Source organism: Pseudomonas nitroreducens (genome assembly GCF_014204515.1).
Lineage (GTDB): Bacteria > Pseudomonadota > Gammaproteobacteria > Pseudomonadales > Pseudomonadaceae > Pseudomonas > Pseudomonas nitritireducens_A.
In genome coordinates, this window is sequence record NZ_JACHLI010000012.1 from 21,021 (window position 1) to 38,391 (window position 17,371).

Here is a 17,371-nt window from a genome sequence, read left to right on the forward strand (position 1 = left end):
ATCATCGGATGAATTTGAAGGGCCCAAGCCTAGGGCAAAGTCGGGGAGGGATGCAAACGGAGAAAGACCGCCGGAGCACGGGCGCTCCGGCGTCAGCCGTCACGACTGGGTCACGCGGCGATATTCACCAGGCTGCCACTGGTGGCCTGCAGCGAAGTGAGCTCGCTGCTCTGGTATTGCTTGAGCAGGTTCGCCACCAGCTTCTGGTAGGCCGCGCCGGTGTTGGCGTTGCTGGAGGTGCTGGTGGAGGCGGTGGTCGTGCTGGCCGAAGAACTGTTGGAGGAGTCGTCGGACGAACCGCTGGAGGCCGAAGGAGGCGGGGGCGGTGGCGGGCCGTCCGGGCGCTGGGCCTGCAGTGTGCTGGTCAGCTCGTCGTTGCTGATCGAGCCGCTGCCGTCGGCGTCGAGCTGGCTGAACAGAGTGCTCAGGCGCTCGCTGTCGTCATCGCCGCTGCCCAGTGCGGAGAGTTCGTCGGCGCTGATGCTGCCATCGCCGTCGGTATCCAGCTGGCTGATCAGGTCTTCGGCGGAATCGCCCAGCCCGCCCATCTCGCCGGGTGGTGGTGGCGGTGGGGGCATGGCCGCGGACAGCTCGTCCTGGGAAATGCCGCCGCTGTCGTCGCTGTCCAGCTCGCTGAGCAGGGCGTCGATATCGATGTCGCTGCTGTCCGAGTCGTCGCTGGAGGACAGCGCGCTGGTCAGTTCATCCTTGCTGATGCTGCCGTCGCCATTGCTGTCGATGGACTTGAACAGATCTTCCTGGAATTTCGCCGCGCCCTGGTTGCCGCTGCTACCGCTGGTGGTTGCGGTGGTGCTGCTGGCGGTCTGGGTCCGGGCGAGCGAGCTGGTGTAGTAGCTCGCATAGCTGCTGCTCACGCCGCTGATCATGGGAGAGTCTCCGTGGTTGCCGAAGCGGAGGGTTCTCCGCTGATGACAGCCTCGGGCTCGCCTGTGTCGCCGGTTTGTGCGCTTTGTCTGCTGGCGGCTACAACGGCGTTACCCGGTTGTGCTTCTGGGCAGGCGCAGCACCGCGGTGGCGCCGCCGCCGGGGGTTTCCTCGAAGACCAGGTCGCCGCCCTGGCGCCGCGCCGCATCGCGGGCGATGGCCAGGCCCAGGCCGACGCCGCCGGAGTTGCGGTTGCGCGAGCCTTCCAGGCGGAAGAACGGCTCGAACACCTGCTCGCGCAGCTCGGCGGGGATGCCCGGACCGTGGTCGCGCACGCGGATTTCCACTTCGCGGGTGCCGTCGCGCAGTTCGATGCTGACATCGCCGGCGTAGCGCAGGGCATTGTCCAGCAGGTTGTTCAGGCATGAACGCAGGGCCATGGGTGGACCTTGAGCGGCGCGCAATAGCCGTCCACGCCGACATCGGCACCGCGCTCGCAGGCGTCTTCGGCCAGGGAGTCGGCCAGGGCTTTCACGTCGAACCACTGCAGCGGTTCGCTGGCGCGCTCCTGCTGCAGGTAGTGCAGGGTGGAGTCGAGCATGCCGATCATCTCGGCGAGGTCCTGGCCGATGCGCGTGCGCAGCTGCGGGTTGTCGATTTCCTCGACGCGCAGGCGCAGGCGTGACAACGGGGTGCGCAGATCATGGGACACCGCCACCAGCATGCGGCTGCGCTGCTGCACCTGCTCGCGGATGCGTTCGCGCATGCGATTGAAGGCGTGGGCGGCCTGGCGGGCTTCGCGCGGGCCGGTCTCCGGCAGCGGCGGGCTGTCCAGGTCTTCGGAGAGGCGCAATGCGGCGTCACCCATGCGCTGTACCGGGCGCGCCAGCAGGCGGGCGCCGATGCCGGCGGCAAGGATCAGCGCCAGCAGCTGGAAGGCGAACGGTGCACTCCAGAACGGCAGGCGTGGCGGCGGGGGTGGCGGCGGGCGGAAGCCTTCCGGTGGCGGGCGGAAACCCTCGGGCGGGGCGCCGAAGCCCGGCGGCGGACCGCGCTCGAAGCCCTGCTCCGGCGGCGGGGGCGGCGGCATGTCCGGGCGGTGCGGGCCGTAGTAGTGGAACCAGGCGAAGGCCAGCAGGTGGGCGACCACGATGGCCAGCAGGAACACCCCGAACAGCCGGGCGAACAGGCTGTCGGCGCGTTCCAGCGGCTTTTCCTTCGCGCGCTCGGGCGCGGACTCAGGCGATGTCGCGGACATCGAACAGGTAGCCTTCGCCGCGCACGGTCTTGATCAGCCGGGGCGAGCGCGGGTCGTCGCCGAGCTTCTGCCGCAGGCGCGAGACCAGCAGATCGATGCTGCGGTCGAAGGCCTCGATGGCGCGACCACGGGCGGCATCCAGCAGCAATTCGCGGTTGAGCACCCGCCGCGGGCGTTCGAGGAACACCCAGAGCAGGCGGAATTCGGCGTTGGACAGCGGCACGACAAGACCGTCTGGCGCATGCAGCTGGCGCAGCACGCTGTCCAGGCGCCACTGGTCGAAGCGTACCTGGGCGCGCGGTTCGCCGCGGGCGCTGTCGTCGCTGCCGACCAGGTTGCCGCCGCGCACGCGGCGCAGGATGGTCTGGATGCGCGCCACCAGTTCGCGCGGTTCGAAGGGCTTGGCCATGTAGTCGTCGGCGCCCAGCTCCAGGCCGATGATGCGGTCCGCCGGCTCGCAGCGGGCGGTGAGCATGAGGATCGGGATGTCCGACTCGGCGCGCAGGAAGCGGCACAGGGACAGACCGTCCTCGCCGGGCAGCATCAGGTCCAGCACCACCACGTCGAAGCTGTCGTTCTCCAGGGCGCGGCGCATCTCGACGCCGTCGGCAACGCCGTGGGCCTCGATGTTGAAGCGCGCGAGATAACCGCAGAGCAGCTCGCGGATCGGCTCGTCGTCATCCACCAGCAGGGCGCGGGTGGTCCAGCGGCGCGGGTCGTCGGAAGGGGTCGGGTGCATGAAGAAACCTGTCGCGGGAAAACGTGGGGCAGGGTGGCCAGGGGCCTCTAGGGGCATGCGACCTGCGCATGCTAACCCGTCATCACGTGCGCGGGCCATGGTCGGCGAGGCTGCGGCGTGAGGGTGTCGCCAGCGTGTCCGCTGTGTATCGGGTCAGATACAAAAGGCCGCGAATGCCACGCCAGAGCGGTTTTTTACGCTTTCTTTATGCCGCCCGCCGGGCCCGGGAATCGCTCCTTTACGCGCCGCTTGCGGAAAATTTCCGTCAGGCGGCAACGGCCGCCCAAGCGATGGAGTCGCCCGCGTGAGGAGAAAGCAATCATGAGTGTGCTCGATGGTGTGTCACTGGTCCTGGCCACGGGACTGTTCATCTACCTGCTGGTGGCGCTGCTGCGCGCCGACCGTTCCTAGGAGACGTCATGAACAGTCATGACCTGTTGCTGATCGTCGCCTTCCTGGCGCTGGTGCTGGTGCCGGCGCCGTTTCTCGGGCGTTTCTACTACAGGGTGATGGAAGGCCAGCGGACCTTCCTGAGTCCCGTGTTGCTGCCAGTGGAGCGGGCGATTTACCGTGCCTGCGGCATCCACCCCGAGGATGAGCAGGACTGGAAGAGCTACACCGTCGCGCTGCTGGCCTTCAACCTGGCCGGGCTGGCGCTGCTGTTCGCCATCCTCATGCTGCAGGGCGCGCTGCCGCTCAACCCGCAGCACCTGCCGGGCCTGGAATGGACCCTGGCGTTCAACACCGCGGTGAGCTTCGTCACCAACACCAACTGGCAGGCCTACAGCGGCGAAGCCTCGCTCAGCTACCTGAGCCAGATGCTCGGGCTGACCGTGCAGAACTTCGTCAGCGCCGCGGTCGGCCTGGCCGTGCTGGTGGCGCTGGCCCGTGGCATTTCGCGCAAGTCGACGAACAACCTGGGCAACTTCTGGGTCGACCTGACCCGCGCCACCCTCTACGGGCTGCTCCCGCTGTGCCTGCTGCTGGCGCTGCTGCTGGTCTGGCAGGGCGTGCCGCAGACCTTCCTCGACTATGCCCACGCGCTGACCGTGCAGGGCGCCGACCAGTCCATCCCGCTGGGCCCGGCGGCCAGCCAGATCGCCATCAAGCAATTGGGCACCAACGGCGGCGGTTTCTTCGGCGTGAACTCGGCGCATCCGTTCGAGAACCCGACCATCTGGAGCAACCTGTTCGAGGTCGTCTCGATCATCCTGATCCCGGCCGCGCTGGTGTTCACCTTCGGCCACTACGTCAAGGACCTGCGCCAGAGCCGCGCCATCCTCGGTTGCATGCTGGTGCTGTTCGCCTTGGGCCTGGGCGTGTCGCTGTGGGCCGAGTATCAGCCGAACCCTGCGCTGAGTGCGCTGCCGGTGGAGCAGGTCGCGCCGCTGGAGGGCAAGGAGAGCCGCTTCGGCACCACCGCCAGCGTGCTCTGGGCGGTGACCACCACGGCCGCCTCCAACGGTTCGGTGAACGCCATGCATGACAGCCTCAACCCGCTGTCGGGCATGGTCGCGATGCTCAACATGATGGTCGGCGAGGTGATCTTCGGCGGTGTCGGCGCGGGCCTCTACGGCATGCTGCTGTTCGTCCTGGTGGCGGTGTTCCTCGCCGGGCTGATGGTCGGTCGAACTCCGGAATACCTCGGCAAGAAACTCGAAGCCCGGGAAGTGCGCCTGCTGGTCGCGACCCTGCTGGTGATGCCGGTGGGTGTGCTGGTACTCGGCGCCATCGCCGCCAGCCTGCCGGGCCCGGCCGCCTCGGTGAGCAACCCCGGCGCCCACGGTTTCAGCCAACTGCTTTACGCCTACACCTCGGGCACCGCGAACAACGGCTCGGCGTTCGGTGGCTTCGGCGCCAACACGCCGTTCCACAACCTGATGATCGCCCTGGCCATGCTCATTGGCCGCTTCGGCTACATCCTGCCGGTGCTGGCGATCGCCGGCAGCCTGGCGGCGAAGAAGGCCACCCCGGTCGGCCCCAACAGCTTCCCGACCCACGGCCTGCTGTTCGTCAGCCTGCTGACCGCCACCATCCTGCTGGTGGGCGGCCTGAACTTCCTGCCAACGCTGGTGCTGGGCCCGGTGGCCGATCACCTGACGCTTGGCTTCTGAGGAGCTATCGCAATGAATGCGAAAACCCAGGAACTGGCCGTGAACAAGGCCGTCGAGAAACGCCCGAGCACCGCGTTGTCTTCCTTGTGGAAGCCGGCGCTGATCCAGGCCTTCCTCAAGCTCGACCCGCGCCAGCTGCAACGCTCGCCGGTGATGCTGGTGGTGGCCCTGACCGCCGTGCTGACCACTGTGCTCTGTATCGTCGGCGGTGAGTCCGTGCCCACCTTCGTCGCCGTGCAGATTGCCGTGTGGCTGTGGTTCACCGTGCTCTTCGCCAACTTCGCCGAAGCGCTCGCCGAGGGTCGCGGCAAGGCCCGCGCCGACAGTCTCAAGGCCGGTACTCAGGGCCTGCAGGCGATGCGCATGGCGGTTACCGGCCAGTTCGAGAAAGTCGCCGCCAGTAGCCTGCGCAAGGGTGACGTGGTGCGGGTCGAAGCCGGCGAGCTGATCCCCGGCGACGGCGAGGTGATCGAAGGCGTGGCGGCGGTCAACGAGGCGGCCATCACCGGCGAATCCGCGCCGGTGATCCGCGAGTCCGGCGGCGACCGCTCGGCCGTCACCGGCAACACCCGGCTGGTCTCCGACTGGCTGCTGGTGAAGATCACCGCCAACCCCGGCGAGTCCACCCTCGACCGCATGATCGCCCTGGTGGAAGGCGCCAAGCGCCAGAAGACCCCCAACGAAGTGGCGCTGGACATCCTGCTGATCGGCCTGACGCTGATCTTCCTGCTGGTGGTCGTGACCCTGAAGCCCTTCGCCCTGTTCGTCGGCGGCAACCTGCCGCTGGTGTTCCTGGTGGCGTTGCTGGTGACGCTGATCCCCACCACCATCGGCGGCCTGCTCTCGGCCATCGGCATCGCCGGCATGGACCGCCTGGTGCGCCTGAACGTCATCGCCAAGTCCGGCCGCGCTGTGGAAGCGGCGGGGGACGTGCACGTGCTGATGCTCGACAAGACCGGCACCATCACCTTCGGCAACCGCCGTTGCAGCGCGCTGCACACTGCCCCTGGCGTGCAGCCGCTGGAACTGGCCGAGGGCGCGTTCCTCGCTTCGCTGGCCGACGACACGCCGGAGGGCAAATCCATTGTCGAGTTCCTTCGCTCGCAGATCATCCTGCCGGAGCCGGAACGCAACCGCGTGACGCCGATTGCCTTCAGCGCCGAGACGCGCCTGTCGGGCATCGACTTCGACGGCCACGTCTATCGCAAGGGCGCGGTGGATGCGGCGCTGGCCTTCGTCGGTCTGGAGCGCGCGCAGATGCCCGAGAGCCTGGCCAAGGAAATCGAACGCATCGCCCAGAGCGGCGGCACGCCGCTGCTGGTGGTGGCCGACGGCAAGCTTCTGGGTGCCATCCACTTGAAGGACGTGGTCAAGCCGGGCATCCGTGAGCGCTTCGCCGAGTTGCGCCGCATGGGCATCCGCACCGTGATGGTGACCGGCGACAACCCGCTGACCGCCGTCGCCATCGCCGCCGAGGCGGGCGTGGACGACGTGATCGCCGAAGCCACCCCGGAGAAGAAGCTGGCGCGCATCCGCCAGGAGCAGGGCGAGGGCCGTATGGTCGCCATGTGCGGCGACGGCGCCAACGACGCCCCGGCCCTGGCCCAGGCGGACGTCGGCATGGCCATGAACGACGGCACCCAGGCCGCCCGCGAGGCCGCCAACCTGGTGGACCTGGACAGCGACCCGACCAAGCTGCTGGACGTGGTGCAGGTGGGCAAGGAACTGCTGGTGACCCGTGGCGCGCTGACCACCTTCTCGGTGGCCAACGACGTGGCCAAGTACTTCGCCATCCTTCCTGCGCTGTTCGCCGGCATCTACCCGCAACTGGGCGTGCTCAACGTGATTAAGCTGGCCAGCCCGCAGAGCGCCATCCTCTCGGCCATCGTGTTCAACGCGCTGATCATCGTTGCGCTGATCCCGCTGGCACTGCGCGGCGTGCGCGTGCAGGCCAGCGATGCCTCGCAGCTGCTGCGGCGCAACCTGCTGATCTATGGCGTCGGCGGGCTGCTGGCGCCGTTCGTGGGGATCAAGGTGATCGATATGGTGCTGGTGGCGGTGGGCCTGGCCTGAGGTGCCGGCCTTTTCCCCTCACCCTAACCCTCTCCCGGAGGGAGAGGGGACCGTCCGGAGTGCTCGGGAAGAACTGAGCTCGCCGGCCACACCGAACAACTGCCTCTCCTTCCGGGAGAGGGGACTCCGGAGTGCTCGGCATGCACCGAGCTCACCGGCCACAGCGAACAACTGCCTTTCCTTTCGGGAGAAGGGACTCCGGAGTGCTCGGGAAGTACCGAGCTCGCCGGCCACGCCGAACCGCCCCCTCTCCCTCCGGGAGAGGGCTGGGGTGAGGGCAAACCCCCGCTCCCAACCCAACAGAGGAACACGAAAATGCTCAACCAACTCCGCCCCGCCATTGCCTCGCTGGTCCTGCTCGGTGCCATCACCGGCGTCGTCTACCCGCTGGCCGTCACCGGCATTGCCCAGGTCGCCTTCCACGACCAGGCCAACGGCAGCCTGGTACGCGACGAGCACGGCAATGTGCGCGGCTCCGCGTTGATCGCGCAGAAATTCGACGGCGCCCAGTGGTTCCATCCGCGCCCTTCGGCCGGCGACTTCGCCACCGTTTCCAGCAGCGCCAGCAACCTCGCCCCCGGCAACCCGGCGCTGGCTGAGCGCATCGCCAAGGACGCCGCTGCCCAGCAGGTCGGCGGCCAGCCGGTGCCGCTGGCACTGGTCACCACCTCCGGCAGCGGCCTCGACCCGCAACTGCCGCCCGCCGCTGCGTTGTACCAGGTGCCACGCATCGCCCTGGAACGCGGCGTGCCGGCGGCCAGCCTGGAGAAGCTGGTGGAAGCCAACACCGAACGCCCGCTGATCGGCCCCGCCGTGGTCAACGTGCTGGCGCTGAACATGGCCCTGGCCAGCCTGCCTCGCTAGACTCCAGCGCCAGTACCGAGCCTGCCGCGGTACGAGGAAAAACGCAGGGCCGTCCAGAGGCAGAGGACGGCTCCCTCTCCCCTTGGGAGAGGGCTGGGGTGAGGGGCCTTAAGCTCCTGCTCCACTCATGAAACGAGCGCCCAAGACGCTCCGAGGATACCGCCATGACCGACCCCAACCGCGCCGACGCCCTGCTGGCCGACCTGCCCGCCATGGGCCGTGGTCGTCTCAAGGTCTTCCTCGGCGCAGCGCCAGGAGTCGGCAAGACCTACGCCATGCTGCTGGCCGCCCAGAGCCAGTTGCGCCAGGGCGTGAAGCTGCGTGTCGGAGTCGTCGAGACCCACGGCCGCGCCGAGACCGAAGCGCTGCTCGCCGGCCTGCCGCAGCAGGCGCTCAAGCGTTCCGTCTACCGCGGCATCACCCTGGAGGAAATGGACCTCGACGGCCTGCTGGCCGATCCGCCGACCCTGGCGCTGGTGGACGAGCTGGCCCACAGCAATGCCCCCGGCAGCCGCCACGCCAAGCGCTGGCAGGACATCCAGGAACTGCTCTCGGCCGGCATCGACGTCTACACCACGGTCAACGTCCAGCACCTGGAAAGCCTCAACGACCACGTGCGCGACATCACCGGCGTGCAGGTACGCGAAACCGTGCCCGACTGGGTTCTGCAGGAAGCCTTCGAGCTGCTGCTGGTGGACCTGCCGCCGCGCGAACTGCTGGAGCGTCTGCGCGAGGGCAAGGTCTACGTGCCCGAGCAGGCCCGCGCCGCCATCGATGCCTTCTTCAGCCAGACCAACCTCACCGCGCTGCGCGAGCTGGCCATGCAGACTGCCGCGGCGCGGGTCGACGCCGACCTTGCCCATCGCTATCGCCAGCAGGGCAGCGAGGCGCCTGCCGTGCGCGGGCGCCTGCTGGTCGGTGTGGACGGCGAACACAACGCCGAGCGCCTGGTACGCCACGCCAGTCGCGTGGCCGAGCGCCGGCACCTGCCCTGGTCGCTGGTGCATGTGGATACCGGCGAGGCGCGCAGCGAAGAGTCGCGGATGCAATTGCAGAACGCCCAGCAACTGGCCGAGCGCCTGGGCGGTGACGTGGTGGAACTGCGTGGCGGCGAAGTTGCGCGCACCCTGGTCGAACACGCCAAGGAGCGCCGCGCCACGCTGCTGCTGGTCGGCCGTTCGCGGCAACGCTGGTATCGCCAGCTGTTCGGTGGCGGCCTCGCCGCGCGCCTGCTGCGCCTGGGCGATGGGCTGGAAATCAGCGTGCTCGACAGCGAGGCCGATCTGGCGCCGCCCAAGGTCCGCCCGCAGGCGAGCTGGCCCTGGGGCAACTACCTGCTCGCCGCCGTGGCCGCCGGTTGCGCCAGCGCCCTGGCCTGGGCGGTGGCCAGCGTGCTGGAGCTGCCGAACATCTCCCTGGTATTCCTCGCCGCGGTGCTGCTGGTGGCGGTGCGCAGCAGCCTCGGCCCGGCGCTGGCCTGCGCGGTGCTGTCGTTCCTGGCCTACGACTTCCTGTTCATCCCGCCGCATTTCTCTTTCTCCATCCAGCGCGAAGAAGACGTGCTGACCCTGTTGTTCTTCCTGCTCATGGCCGGCCTCACCGGCAACCTCGCGGCCCGCCAGCGCCGGCAACTGCAGGCGCTGCGCGAGACCCAGGAAGAGACCAGCCAGATGCTCGACCTGTCGCGCAAGCTCACCGCCGCCACCGACCGCCAGGCGGTGATGGCCGCCGCCGCGCAGCAGCTCGGTGGTTGGGACGGTCTGGATATCTGCCTGCTCGGCCGGGTCAACGGCGAGTGGAAACTGGAGGGCGGTCTCCAACGCGCCCTGGAAGATCAGGAACGCGCCGCCGCCGACTGGGCCTGGCAGCACGACCAGCCCGCCGGCCTGGGCACCGGCACGCTGCCGGGCGGGCGCTGGTGGTGGTGGCCGCTGTCCGGTGAGGATGGCCCGCTGGCGCTGCTGGGCGTCAGCCCGCGCGATGCGCAACCTTTGTCCGGGTCGCGCCGCCGGCTGCTGGCTGCTCTCGGCCAACCGCTGGCGCAGGCCTTGGCCCGTGCGCGTCTTGCCGAAGACCTCGAAGCCGCGCGCCTGCACGGAGAAACCGAACAACTGCGCAGCGCGCTGCTGGCCTCTGTCAGTCATGACCTGCGCACGCCGCTGACCTCCATGCGTGGCGCCATCGACAGCCTGCTGGCCCTGGGCGATGCCATCCCACCGGCGGATCGTCGCGAGCTGCTGGAGAGCACCCGCGACGAAGCCGAGCGCCTGGACCGCTACATCCAGAACCTGCTGGACATGACCCGCCTCGGCCACGGCGGGCTGAAGCTGTCGCGCGACTGGGTATCGCCCGGCGATATTGTCGGCAGTGCGCTCAATCGCCTGCGTGCGGTTGTCGCCCCGTACCGTGTGGAAACCCGCGTGCCGCCGGAGCTGCCGCTGCTCTACGTGCATGCCGCGCTGATCGAACAGGCGCTGGTCAACGTGCTGGAAAACGCCGCGCGCTTCTCGCCGCCGCAAGGTCGCTTGCGGGTGGCGGTGGAGCAGGCTGATGAGGAGCTGCGCTTCCTGGTCAGCGACGAAGGACCGGGCATTCCGCCGGCGGAACGCGAGAAGATCTTCGACATGTTCTACACCGCCGCACGCGGCGATCGTGGCGGGCAGGGCACCGGGCTGGGCCTGGCGATCTGCCAAGGCATGGTCGGTGCCCACGGCGGGCGGATCACCGTCGAGGACGGCATCGACGGGCGTGGTACGACCCTCGTGCTGCACCTGCCGTTGCAGCAGCAGCCGGACCTGGAGCAGCTTGATGCCGCTGTCTGAAAGGCTCAAGCTGGACGCCCCCCGCCAGCCTGGACTGCCGATGAACGCCAGCGCCGCCACCATCCTGGTCGTCGACGACGAACCGCAGATCCGCAAGTTCCTGCGCATCAGCCTGAGCGCCGGCGGCTACAAGGTGCTCGAAGCCGGCACCGGCGAGGAAGGCCTGGCCCAGGCCGCCCTGGGTCGCCCGGACCTGGTGGTGCTTGACCTCGGCCTGCCGGACAAGGACGGCCAGGACGTGCTGCGCGAACTGCGTGAGTGGTCGCAGGTACCGGTGCTGGTGCTTTCGGTGCGCGCCAGCGAAAGCGAGAAGGTGCTGGCGCTGGACAGCGGTGCCAATGATTACGTGACCAAGCCCTTCGGCATCCAGGAGTTCCTCGCGCGCATCCGCGTGCTGCTGCGCCAGGGGGCGAGCGGCGAGACGCAGGAAGCGGTGGTGGCGGTGGGGCCGTTGAGTGTGGACTTCTCCTATCGCCGGGTGTTGCTGGAGGGCATCGAGGTTTCGTTGACCCGCAAGGAATACGCGGTGCTGTCGACCCTGGCGCGGCACGTTGGCCGGGTGGTGACACAGCAGCAATTGCTCAAGGATATCTGGGGGCCGACCCATGCCGAGGACACGCACTACCTGCGCGTCGTCGTTGGCCATCTGCGGCAGAAGCTTGCTGATGATCCGGCGACGCCGCGGTTTATCGTGACCGAAGCGGGCGTTGGTTATCGCCTGCGCGAGGGTTGATCGACTGGTGCTCCCCTGCACCCGGTGGCGCGCATGGCGCGCTCCTACCGGTCGGTTTCGGCGCTCCCCCCGTACGTAGGAGCGGACTTTGTCCGCGATAACTTTGCCTCGACTCGGAGTTTCAGCGCCGCTTCGGCGTGCGCGTGGACGTCGTGTTTCGCCCCCTCGGGCGAGTCCCTTTTGTCAAACGACACAAAAGGAACCAAAAAGTCTTGCCCCGGACATCCGGTTTTTCGCTTAGGCGAAAAATTCCCTCGTTGAATCGAAGTTTCAGGGGCACGCTGCGAAGGGCCGTCCCTGGCCCATCGCAGCTCTCGCGACATCCATGTCGCTCAACCCCTGAAACTCCGCTTCAACGAGGCCTCCTGAACGGGGCATTCGGCGCGTGCGGATGTTTCTCTGGAAGTCTTTACGAGCCAGAGCCAGCTAAAGCGGCGCGGTATGGCTTTTCGTAGGAGCGGACCTTGTCCGCGAAATCCCACGCGACGTACTCCAATTCCATCGAAAGATGCCGAGGCCAAGCGCTACCTGTAGGAGCGAGGGGGACGCCTAGTTCTCGCTCGCGAACCGCACGGCACCGTCTCAACCGGTCAGTAAGGATTCTCCGCCTCATACCGATCCAGCGTATCGCTGGCGATCTGCCGGCCGAGGGCGATGAGTTCCGGTGCCTTGTAGAACTCGAAGAAACGGCAGACGCGCTTGGGCACGTTGATCAGGATGTCCGGCGGGTAGCCGGCGATCTTGTATTGCGCGAGCGAGGTCTGCATCACTTCGAAGCTCTGGTTCACCAGTTCCAGCAGCGAGGCCGGGCTGCTGCTGTCGATCACGTGGCTGCCGGTGGCCGAGCGCGGCGAGCCCTTGGCCTGCGGGGCGGCGGCGGGTTGCTGCATTTCCGGCTCGGCGGGCTCTTCGGAGACGGCCGGTACCGGGTGGAGCAGGGCATCGGCGATCAGTTCCGGTGGCGGTTCGACTTCGCCACGGCGGAAGAAGCTGAGCTTGTTGGAAAGCCCGTTGATCACCGAATCGAATCGGCCCTTCAAGGCTGCCGGGCGTTCGATCACCGGCAGCGAGTACTGGCGCTGGTTGGTGGCGTTGAGGTTGACCGCGACGATCAGGTCGGCGTGGGTCGACACCACCGGGACGATCGGCAGCGGGTTGAGCAGGCCGCCGTCGACCAGCATGCGGCTGCCCTGCATGACCGGGGTGAACAGGCTGGGAATCGCCGCCGAGGCGCGCATGGCCTGGTGCAGGCAGCCTTCCTGGAACCAGATTTCCTGCTGGTTGGTCAGGTCGGTGGCCACCGCGGTGTAGGGGATCGGCAGCTGTTCGATGTCGATCTCGCCGAGAATCTCGTGGATCTTGCCGAATACCCGTTCGCCGCGAATGGCACCGAGGCGGAAGCTGACGTCCAGCAGGCGCAGCACGTCGAGGTAGTCCAGGCTCTCCACCCAGTCGCGGTATTCGCCCAGCTTGCCGGCGGCGTAGATGCCGCCGATCACCGCGCCCATGGAGCAGCCGGCGATGCAAACCACTTCATAGCCGCGCCGTTCGATCTCCTCGATCACTCCGATATGCGCATAACCGCGCGCGCCGCCGGAACCGAGTACCAGCGCGATCTGTTTTGACATGGGGCAACTCCGCGTTACGAACTGCCCGACGATACGCCGAGGGTACCGGTCGAGCCAAGCCGGGCTTTGCTAGAATCGGCGTTTGATTTCCCCGACCGGAGCCTCCCGATGAGCGAACCGATCCGCCTGACCCAGTACAGCCACGGTGCCGGCTGTGGTTGCAAGATTTCCCCCAAGGTCCTGGAGGTCATCCTCGCCGGCAGTGGTGCGCAGAACCTCGACCCCAAGCTGTGGGTCGGCAATGCCTCGCGCGATGACGCCGCCGTCTACGAGATCGACGCCGAGCGCGGCGTGGTGTCCACCACCGACTTCTTCATGCCGATCGTCGACGACCCGTTCGACTTCGGCCGCATCGCTGCCACCAACGCCATCAGCGACATCTACGCCATGGGCGGCGACCCGCTGATGGCCATCGCCATCCTTGGCTGGCCGGTGAACGTGCTGGCGCCGGAAATCGCCCGCGAGGTGATTGCCGGTGGCCGCAAGGTCTGCGACGAAGCCGGCATCCCGCTGGCCGGCGGCCATTCCATCGACGCCCCGGAACCGATCTTCGGCCTCGCCGTCACCGGGCTGGTGGAGAAGCGCTTCATGAAGCGCAACGACACTGCCACCGCCGGCTGCAAGCTGTACCTGACCAAGCCGCTGGGCATCGGCATCCTCACCACTGCCGAGAAGAAGGCCAAGCTGCGCGCCGAGGACGTGGGCGTTGCCCGTGACTGGATGTGCACCTTGAACAAGCCCGGCGCGCGCTTCGGCAAGCTCGATGGGGTGAAGGCGATGACTGACGTCACCGGGTTCGGCCTGCTCGGCCACCTGGTGGAAATGGCCGACGGCAGCGGTCTGACCGCGCGCGTTCGCTACGACGCCGTGCCGCGCCTGGCCAGCGTCGAGTACTACCTGGAAGCCGGCTGCGTGCCCGGCGGCACGCTGCGCAACTTCGACAGCTACGGTGAGCGCATTGCGCCGCTGCCGGAGCTGCACAAACTGCTGCTGTGCGACCCGCAGACCAGCGGCGGCCTGCTGGTGGCGGTGGAGCCGGACGGCGAGGCGCAGTTCCTCGCCACCGCGAAAGAACTGGGCATGGACCTGGCGCCGATCGGCGAACTGGTCGGCCGACAGAGTCACGCGGTCGAGGTGGCGTGATGCGCGACAACACCCGCCACTACCGCGAGCTGTTCCTCGGCGATGTGAAGATGATGGACGTGCGCGCCCCGGTCGAGTTCGGCAAGGGCGCGTTCCCCGATGTGATCAACCTGCCGCTGATGAACGACATCGAGCGGCAGAAGGTCGGTACCTGCTACAAGCAGAACGGCCAGCAGGCGGCCATCGCCCTGGGCCACGAGCTGGTCATGGGCCCGCTCAAGGCCGAGCGCATCGAGGCCTGGGCGAACTTCGCCAGGGCCAATCCCGAGGGTTACCTGTACTGCTTCCGCGGCGGGCTGCGCTCGCAGATCACCCAGCAGTGGCTGAAGACCGAGGCCGGCATCGAGTACCCGCGCGTGGTCGGCGGCTACAAGGCGATGCGCGGCTTCCTCTTCGACACCACCCGCGCCGCCGTCGAGGAATGCCAGTTCGTGCTGGTGGGCGGCCTGACCGGCACCGGCAAGACCGAGGTCATTGCCCAGTTGGCCAACAGCCTGGACCTGGAAGGCCACGCCAACCATCGCGGCTCCGCCTTCGGCCGCCGCGCCACGCCGCAGCCGGCGCAGATCGATTTCGAGAACCGCCTGGCCATCGACATCCTGAAGAAGCGCCACGCCGGCCTGGATCAGTTCGTGCTGGAAGACGAGGGGCGCATCGTCGGCAGTTGCTCGGTGCCGCTGGAGCTGTACCAGGGCATGCAGCACTACCCGCTGGTGTGGCTGGAAGACAGTTTCGAGCACCGCGTGGAGCGCATCCTCAAGGATTATGTCGTCGATCTGTGCGCTGACCATGTGCGTACGGTGGGCGAGGAGGGCGGCTTCGACTCCTTTGCCGCCTACCTGCGCAAGAGCCTGTCGGGCATCGTCAAGCGCCTGGGCGGTGAGCGTTACCAGCGCCTTGCGGCGATCATGGATGCCGCCCTGGAAGAGCAGAAGCGCAGCGGCGCGGTGGACCTGCACCGCGGCTGGATCGAGGGCCTGCTGGGTGAATACTACGACCCGATGTACGCCTTCCAGCGCGAGAGCAAGGGCGAGCGCGTGGAGTTTCGCGGCACCCAGGACGAGGTGGTCGAGTACCTGCGCTTCCGCGCTGAGCGCTAGTTCCTGTCCAGAGCTCGCGACAGGCTCGCCCCCGGCCGGCGAGCCTGCCCGGCCATCCTGCGGGCATAAAAAAACCGCACCCGAAGGTGCGGTTTTCCTGGCCGTGCCGCAGGCTCAATTCACCTGGGCGCCCCTGGAGATCCAGTCGCCGACGAGCTTGCGCTCTTCCGGGGTCATCTGGGTGATGTTGCCCAGCGGCATCACCTGCGAGGCCACGGCCTGCGCCTGGATGCGCGGGGCGAGCTGCTGGATCTGCTGCGGGGTGTCGAACATCACGCCAGCCGGTGCGGTGCTGAACAGGTTGCTGGTCGGCTTGGCCGAGTGGCACACGGCGCAGCGTTCCTGGATGACGTGGTGGACCTTGTCGAAGCCTTCGGTCGAACCAGCGCTGGACGCCTGGGCCGGAGCGGCCTGAGCCTGCTGGGCAGCGGCGGCCTTGGCGGCTTCCTCGTCCTTGGCGCGCTCGGCCGGGGTCTTGCCGCCGATGGCGGTTTCCGGCAGCGGCTGATACTCCACCTTTGCCGGCTGGGCGCTGACGGTGTTATCGCTGCTGGGGAAGTTCGGTCCGGTGACGAAGGCCAGGGCGATCATGCCCACGGCGCCGGCGGGCAGGGCCCAGGCCATGCCGTTGCCATTGTGGCGGGTGTTGAAGTAGTGACGCACGATCACCGCCAGCGCCGCGATGCAGGTCAGGATCAGCCAGTTGTAGTGGCTGCCGTAGGTGCTCGGGAAGTGGTTGCTGATCATGATGAACAGCACCGGCAGGGTGAAGTAGTTGTTGTGGCGCGAACGCAGCAGACCCTTGGCCGGCAGCACCGGGTCGGGCTCGCGGCCTTCCTCGATGGCCTTAACCAGCGCGCGCTGGGCCGGCATGATCACGCGGAACACGTTGCCGACCATGATGGTGCCGATGATGGCGCCCACGTGCAGGTAGGCACCGCGGCCGCTGAACACCTGGCTGAGCAGGTAGGCGGCGAGGACCAGCAGGCCGAACAGGATGGCGCCGAGCAGGGCGGGTTTCTTGCCCAGCGGGGAGTCGCACAGGGTGCTGTAGACGAACCAGCCGGCGATCAGCGAGCCGATGCCGATGGCCACGGCGGCGGCCGGCGACAGGTCGCTGCCCGGAGCGATCAGGTACAGGGTCGGGTTCAGGTAGAACACGATGGTCAGCAGGCAGACACCCGACATCCAGGTGGAGTAGGCCTCCCATTTGAACCAGTGCAGGTTGTCCGGCATTTTCGGCGGGGCGAGCTTGTACTTCTCCAGGTGGTAGATACCGCCACCGTGGATCGCCCAGAGATCACCGGAAAGCCCCTCGCGCGGGTTGGCGCGGTTGAGGTTGTTTTCCAGCCAGACGAAGTAGAACGAGGCGCCGATCCACGCGATACCCACGATCATGTGGATCCAGCGGACCAGCAGGTTCAGCCATTCGATGAGATGTGCTTCCACAGTCTTTTACCTCTTGCCCGGGCATCGCCGTCGCGCTGCGCGGGCCTCTCTTATTGGTTTGCTTGGGGGTCGAGGAGGAGCTGTTCGTCCTCGGTGAAGAAATGCTCGTCGCAGTTGTTGCCAGAACCGCTGCGATCGACCACCAGGAAGTCATCCCGCTTTTCGATCGTCAGCACCGGGTGGTGCCAGACGCCGCGGTGGTAATTGACGCCCTGCTTGCCGTTGGAGAGGAAAGCGCGGACGTGGCCCGATACAGGTACGTCGCCAAGCGGCGCGACCACGATCAGAAAGGGGTTGCCGAGCAGCGGAATGAACGCCTGACTGCCCTGCGGATGGCGTTCCAGCATGCGGATGCGCAAGGGCATCTCTAGGGATTCGGCGCTGAAGATGCTGATGATCGCCTTGTCATCGGGCTGCGCCGTTTCGACGGTGGCGAGCTTGTGATAACGGCGGGTGGAACCGTTGTTGATCATGAAGAAATCACTGCCTTCGGTCTCGATGACATCACCGAACGGGGCGAAGGCTTCCTTGGTCAACGGCTCTATCTTCAGGGTACGCATGGC

General features: G+C 67.4%; 13 protein-coding genes and 1 pseudogene. 8 read left to right on the forward strand and 6 right to left on the reverse strand.

Translation table 11 applies throughout. From position 1 onward, the window contains the following. Nucleotides 1-110 precede the first annotated feature (110 nt). The 3 genes and pseudogenes from xopAW to HNP46_RS16200 all read right to left on the reverse strand — a co-directional run bounded on the left by xopAW (nt 111) and on the right by HNP46_RS16200 (nt 2,882). Nucleotides 111-887: a XopAW family type III secretion system calcium-binding effector gene (xopAW, locus tag HNP46_RS16190; protein ID WP_184590697.1), complete on the reverse strand. Its 777-nt coding sequence runs from the start codon at nt 885-887 to the stop codon at nt 111-113. A 108-nt stretch (nt 888-995) separates the two neighbouring features. Then, nucleotides 996-2,143 (reverse strand): annotated as a pseudogene (locus tag HNP46_RS16195) (sensor histidine kinase). Beyond that, complete coding sequence (locus tag HNP46_RS16200; RefSeq protein ID WP_184590699.1) at nt 2,124-2,882, reverse strand: response regulator; 759 nt, start codon at nt 2,880-2,882, stop codon at nt 2,124-2,126. The pseudogene HNP46_RS16195 and the gene HNP46_RS16200 overlap by 20 nt, the downstream one beginning before the upstream one ends. A gap of 321 nt (nt 2,883-3,203) precedes the next feature. On the opposite strand from HNP46_RS16200, the gene kdpF reads away from it, so the two are divergent. The 6 genes from kdpF (at nt 3,204) to HNP46_RS16230 (ending at nt 11,488) form a co-directional block, all read left to right on the forward strand. After that, nucleotides 3,204-3,293, forward strand: coding sequence for a K(+)-transporting ATPase subunit F (gene kdpF, locus HNP46_RS16205; RefSeq protein ID WP_009618573.1), 90 nt, complete (start codon nt 3,204-3,206; stop codon nt 3,291-3,293). 8 nt (nt 3,294-3,301) lie between these two features. Continuing rightward, a complete protein-coding gene (kdpA, locus tag HNP46_RS16210) occupies nt 3,302-4,996 on the forward strand; it encodes a potassium-transporting ATPase subunit KdpA (RefSeq protein WP_184590701.1) in 1,695 nt (564 codons plus the stop codon). A gap of 12 nt (nt 4,997-5,008) precedes the next feature. Further along, on the forward strand, nt 5,009-7,069 hold the full coding sequence (gene kdpB / locus HNP46_RS16215) for a potassium-transporting ATPase subunit KdpB (protein ID WP_184590703.1): 2,061 nt from the start codon (nt 5,009-5,011) through the stop codon (nt 7,067-7,069). 315 nt (nt 7,070-7,384) lie between these two features. Continuing rightward, nucleotides 7,385-7,933 (forward strand): potassium-transporting ATPase subunit KdpC, encoded by a 549-nt coding sequence (gene kdpC / locus HNP46_RS16220; RefSeq protein ID WP_184590705.1) that lies wholly within the window; start codon nt 7,385-7,387, stop codon nt 7,931-7,933. 164 nt (nt 7,934-8,097) lie between these two features. Continuing rightward, nucleotides 8,098-10,755 carry a sensor histidine kinase gene (locus tag HNP46_RS16225; RefSeq protein WP_184590707.1) on the forward strand — a complete coding sequence of 886 codons (2,658 nt, stop codon included), beginning with the start codon at nt 8,098-8,100 and terminating at the stop codon, nt 10,753-10,755. Between the two features lie 40 nt (nt 10,756-10,795). Further along, complete coding sequence (locus tag HNP46_RS16230) at nt 10,796-11,488, forward strand: response regulator (RefSeq protein WP_184590973.1); 693 nt, start codon at nt 10,796-10,798, stop codon at nt 11,486-11,488. 590 nt (nt 11,489-12,078) lie between these two features. On the opposite strand, the gene HNP46_RS16235 is transcribed toward HNP46_RS16230, so the two are convergent. Then, on the reverse strand, nt 12,079-13,116 hold the full coding sequence (locus HNP46_RS16235; protein ID WP_184590709.1) for a patatin-like phospholipase family protein: 1,038 nt from the start codon (nt 13,114-13,116) through the stop codon (nt 12,079-12,081). 108 nt (nt 13,117-13,224) lie between these two features. Here HNP46_RS16235 and selD point away from each other — a divergent pair, with 108 nt between their 5' ends. After that, entirely contained in the window at nt 13,225-14,259 is a 1,035-nt protein-coding gene (gene selD, locus HNP46_RS16240; protein WP_184590711.1) for a selenide, water dikinase SelD, read from the forward strand. Continuing rightward, the gene (gene mnmH, locus HNP46_RS16245; RefSeq protein WP_184590713.1) at nt 14,259-15,359 is read left to right on the forward strand and encodes a tRNA 2-selenouridine(34) synthase MnmH; all 1,101 of its coding nucleotides are present in this window, start codon (nt 14,259-14,261) and stop codon (nt 15,357-15,359) included. Before selD ends, mnmH begins: the two co-directional genes overlap by 1 nt. Nucleotides 15,360-15,473: 114 nt before the next feature. On the opposite strand, the gene HNP46_RS16250 is transcribed toward mnmH, so the two are convergent. Continuing rightward, on the reverse strand, nt 15,474-16,808 hold the full coding sequence (locus HNP46_RS16250) for a urate hydroxylase PuuD (protein ID WP_184590715.1): 1,335 nt from the start codon (nt 16,806-16,808) through the stop codon (nt 15,474-15,476). A 50-nt stretch (nt 16,809-16,858) separates the two neighbouring features. Continuing rightward, the gene (locus HNP46_RS16255; protein ID WP_184590717.1) at nt 16,859-17,368 is read right to left on the reverse strand and encodes an ureidoglycolate lyase; all 510 of its coding nucleotides are present in this window, start codon (nt 17,366-17,368) and stop codon (nt 16,859-16,861) included. Nucleotides 17,369-17,371: the final 3 nt, after the last annotated feature.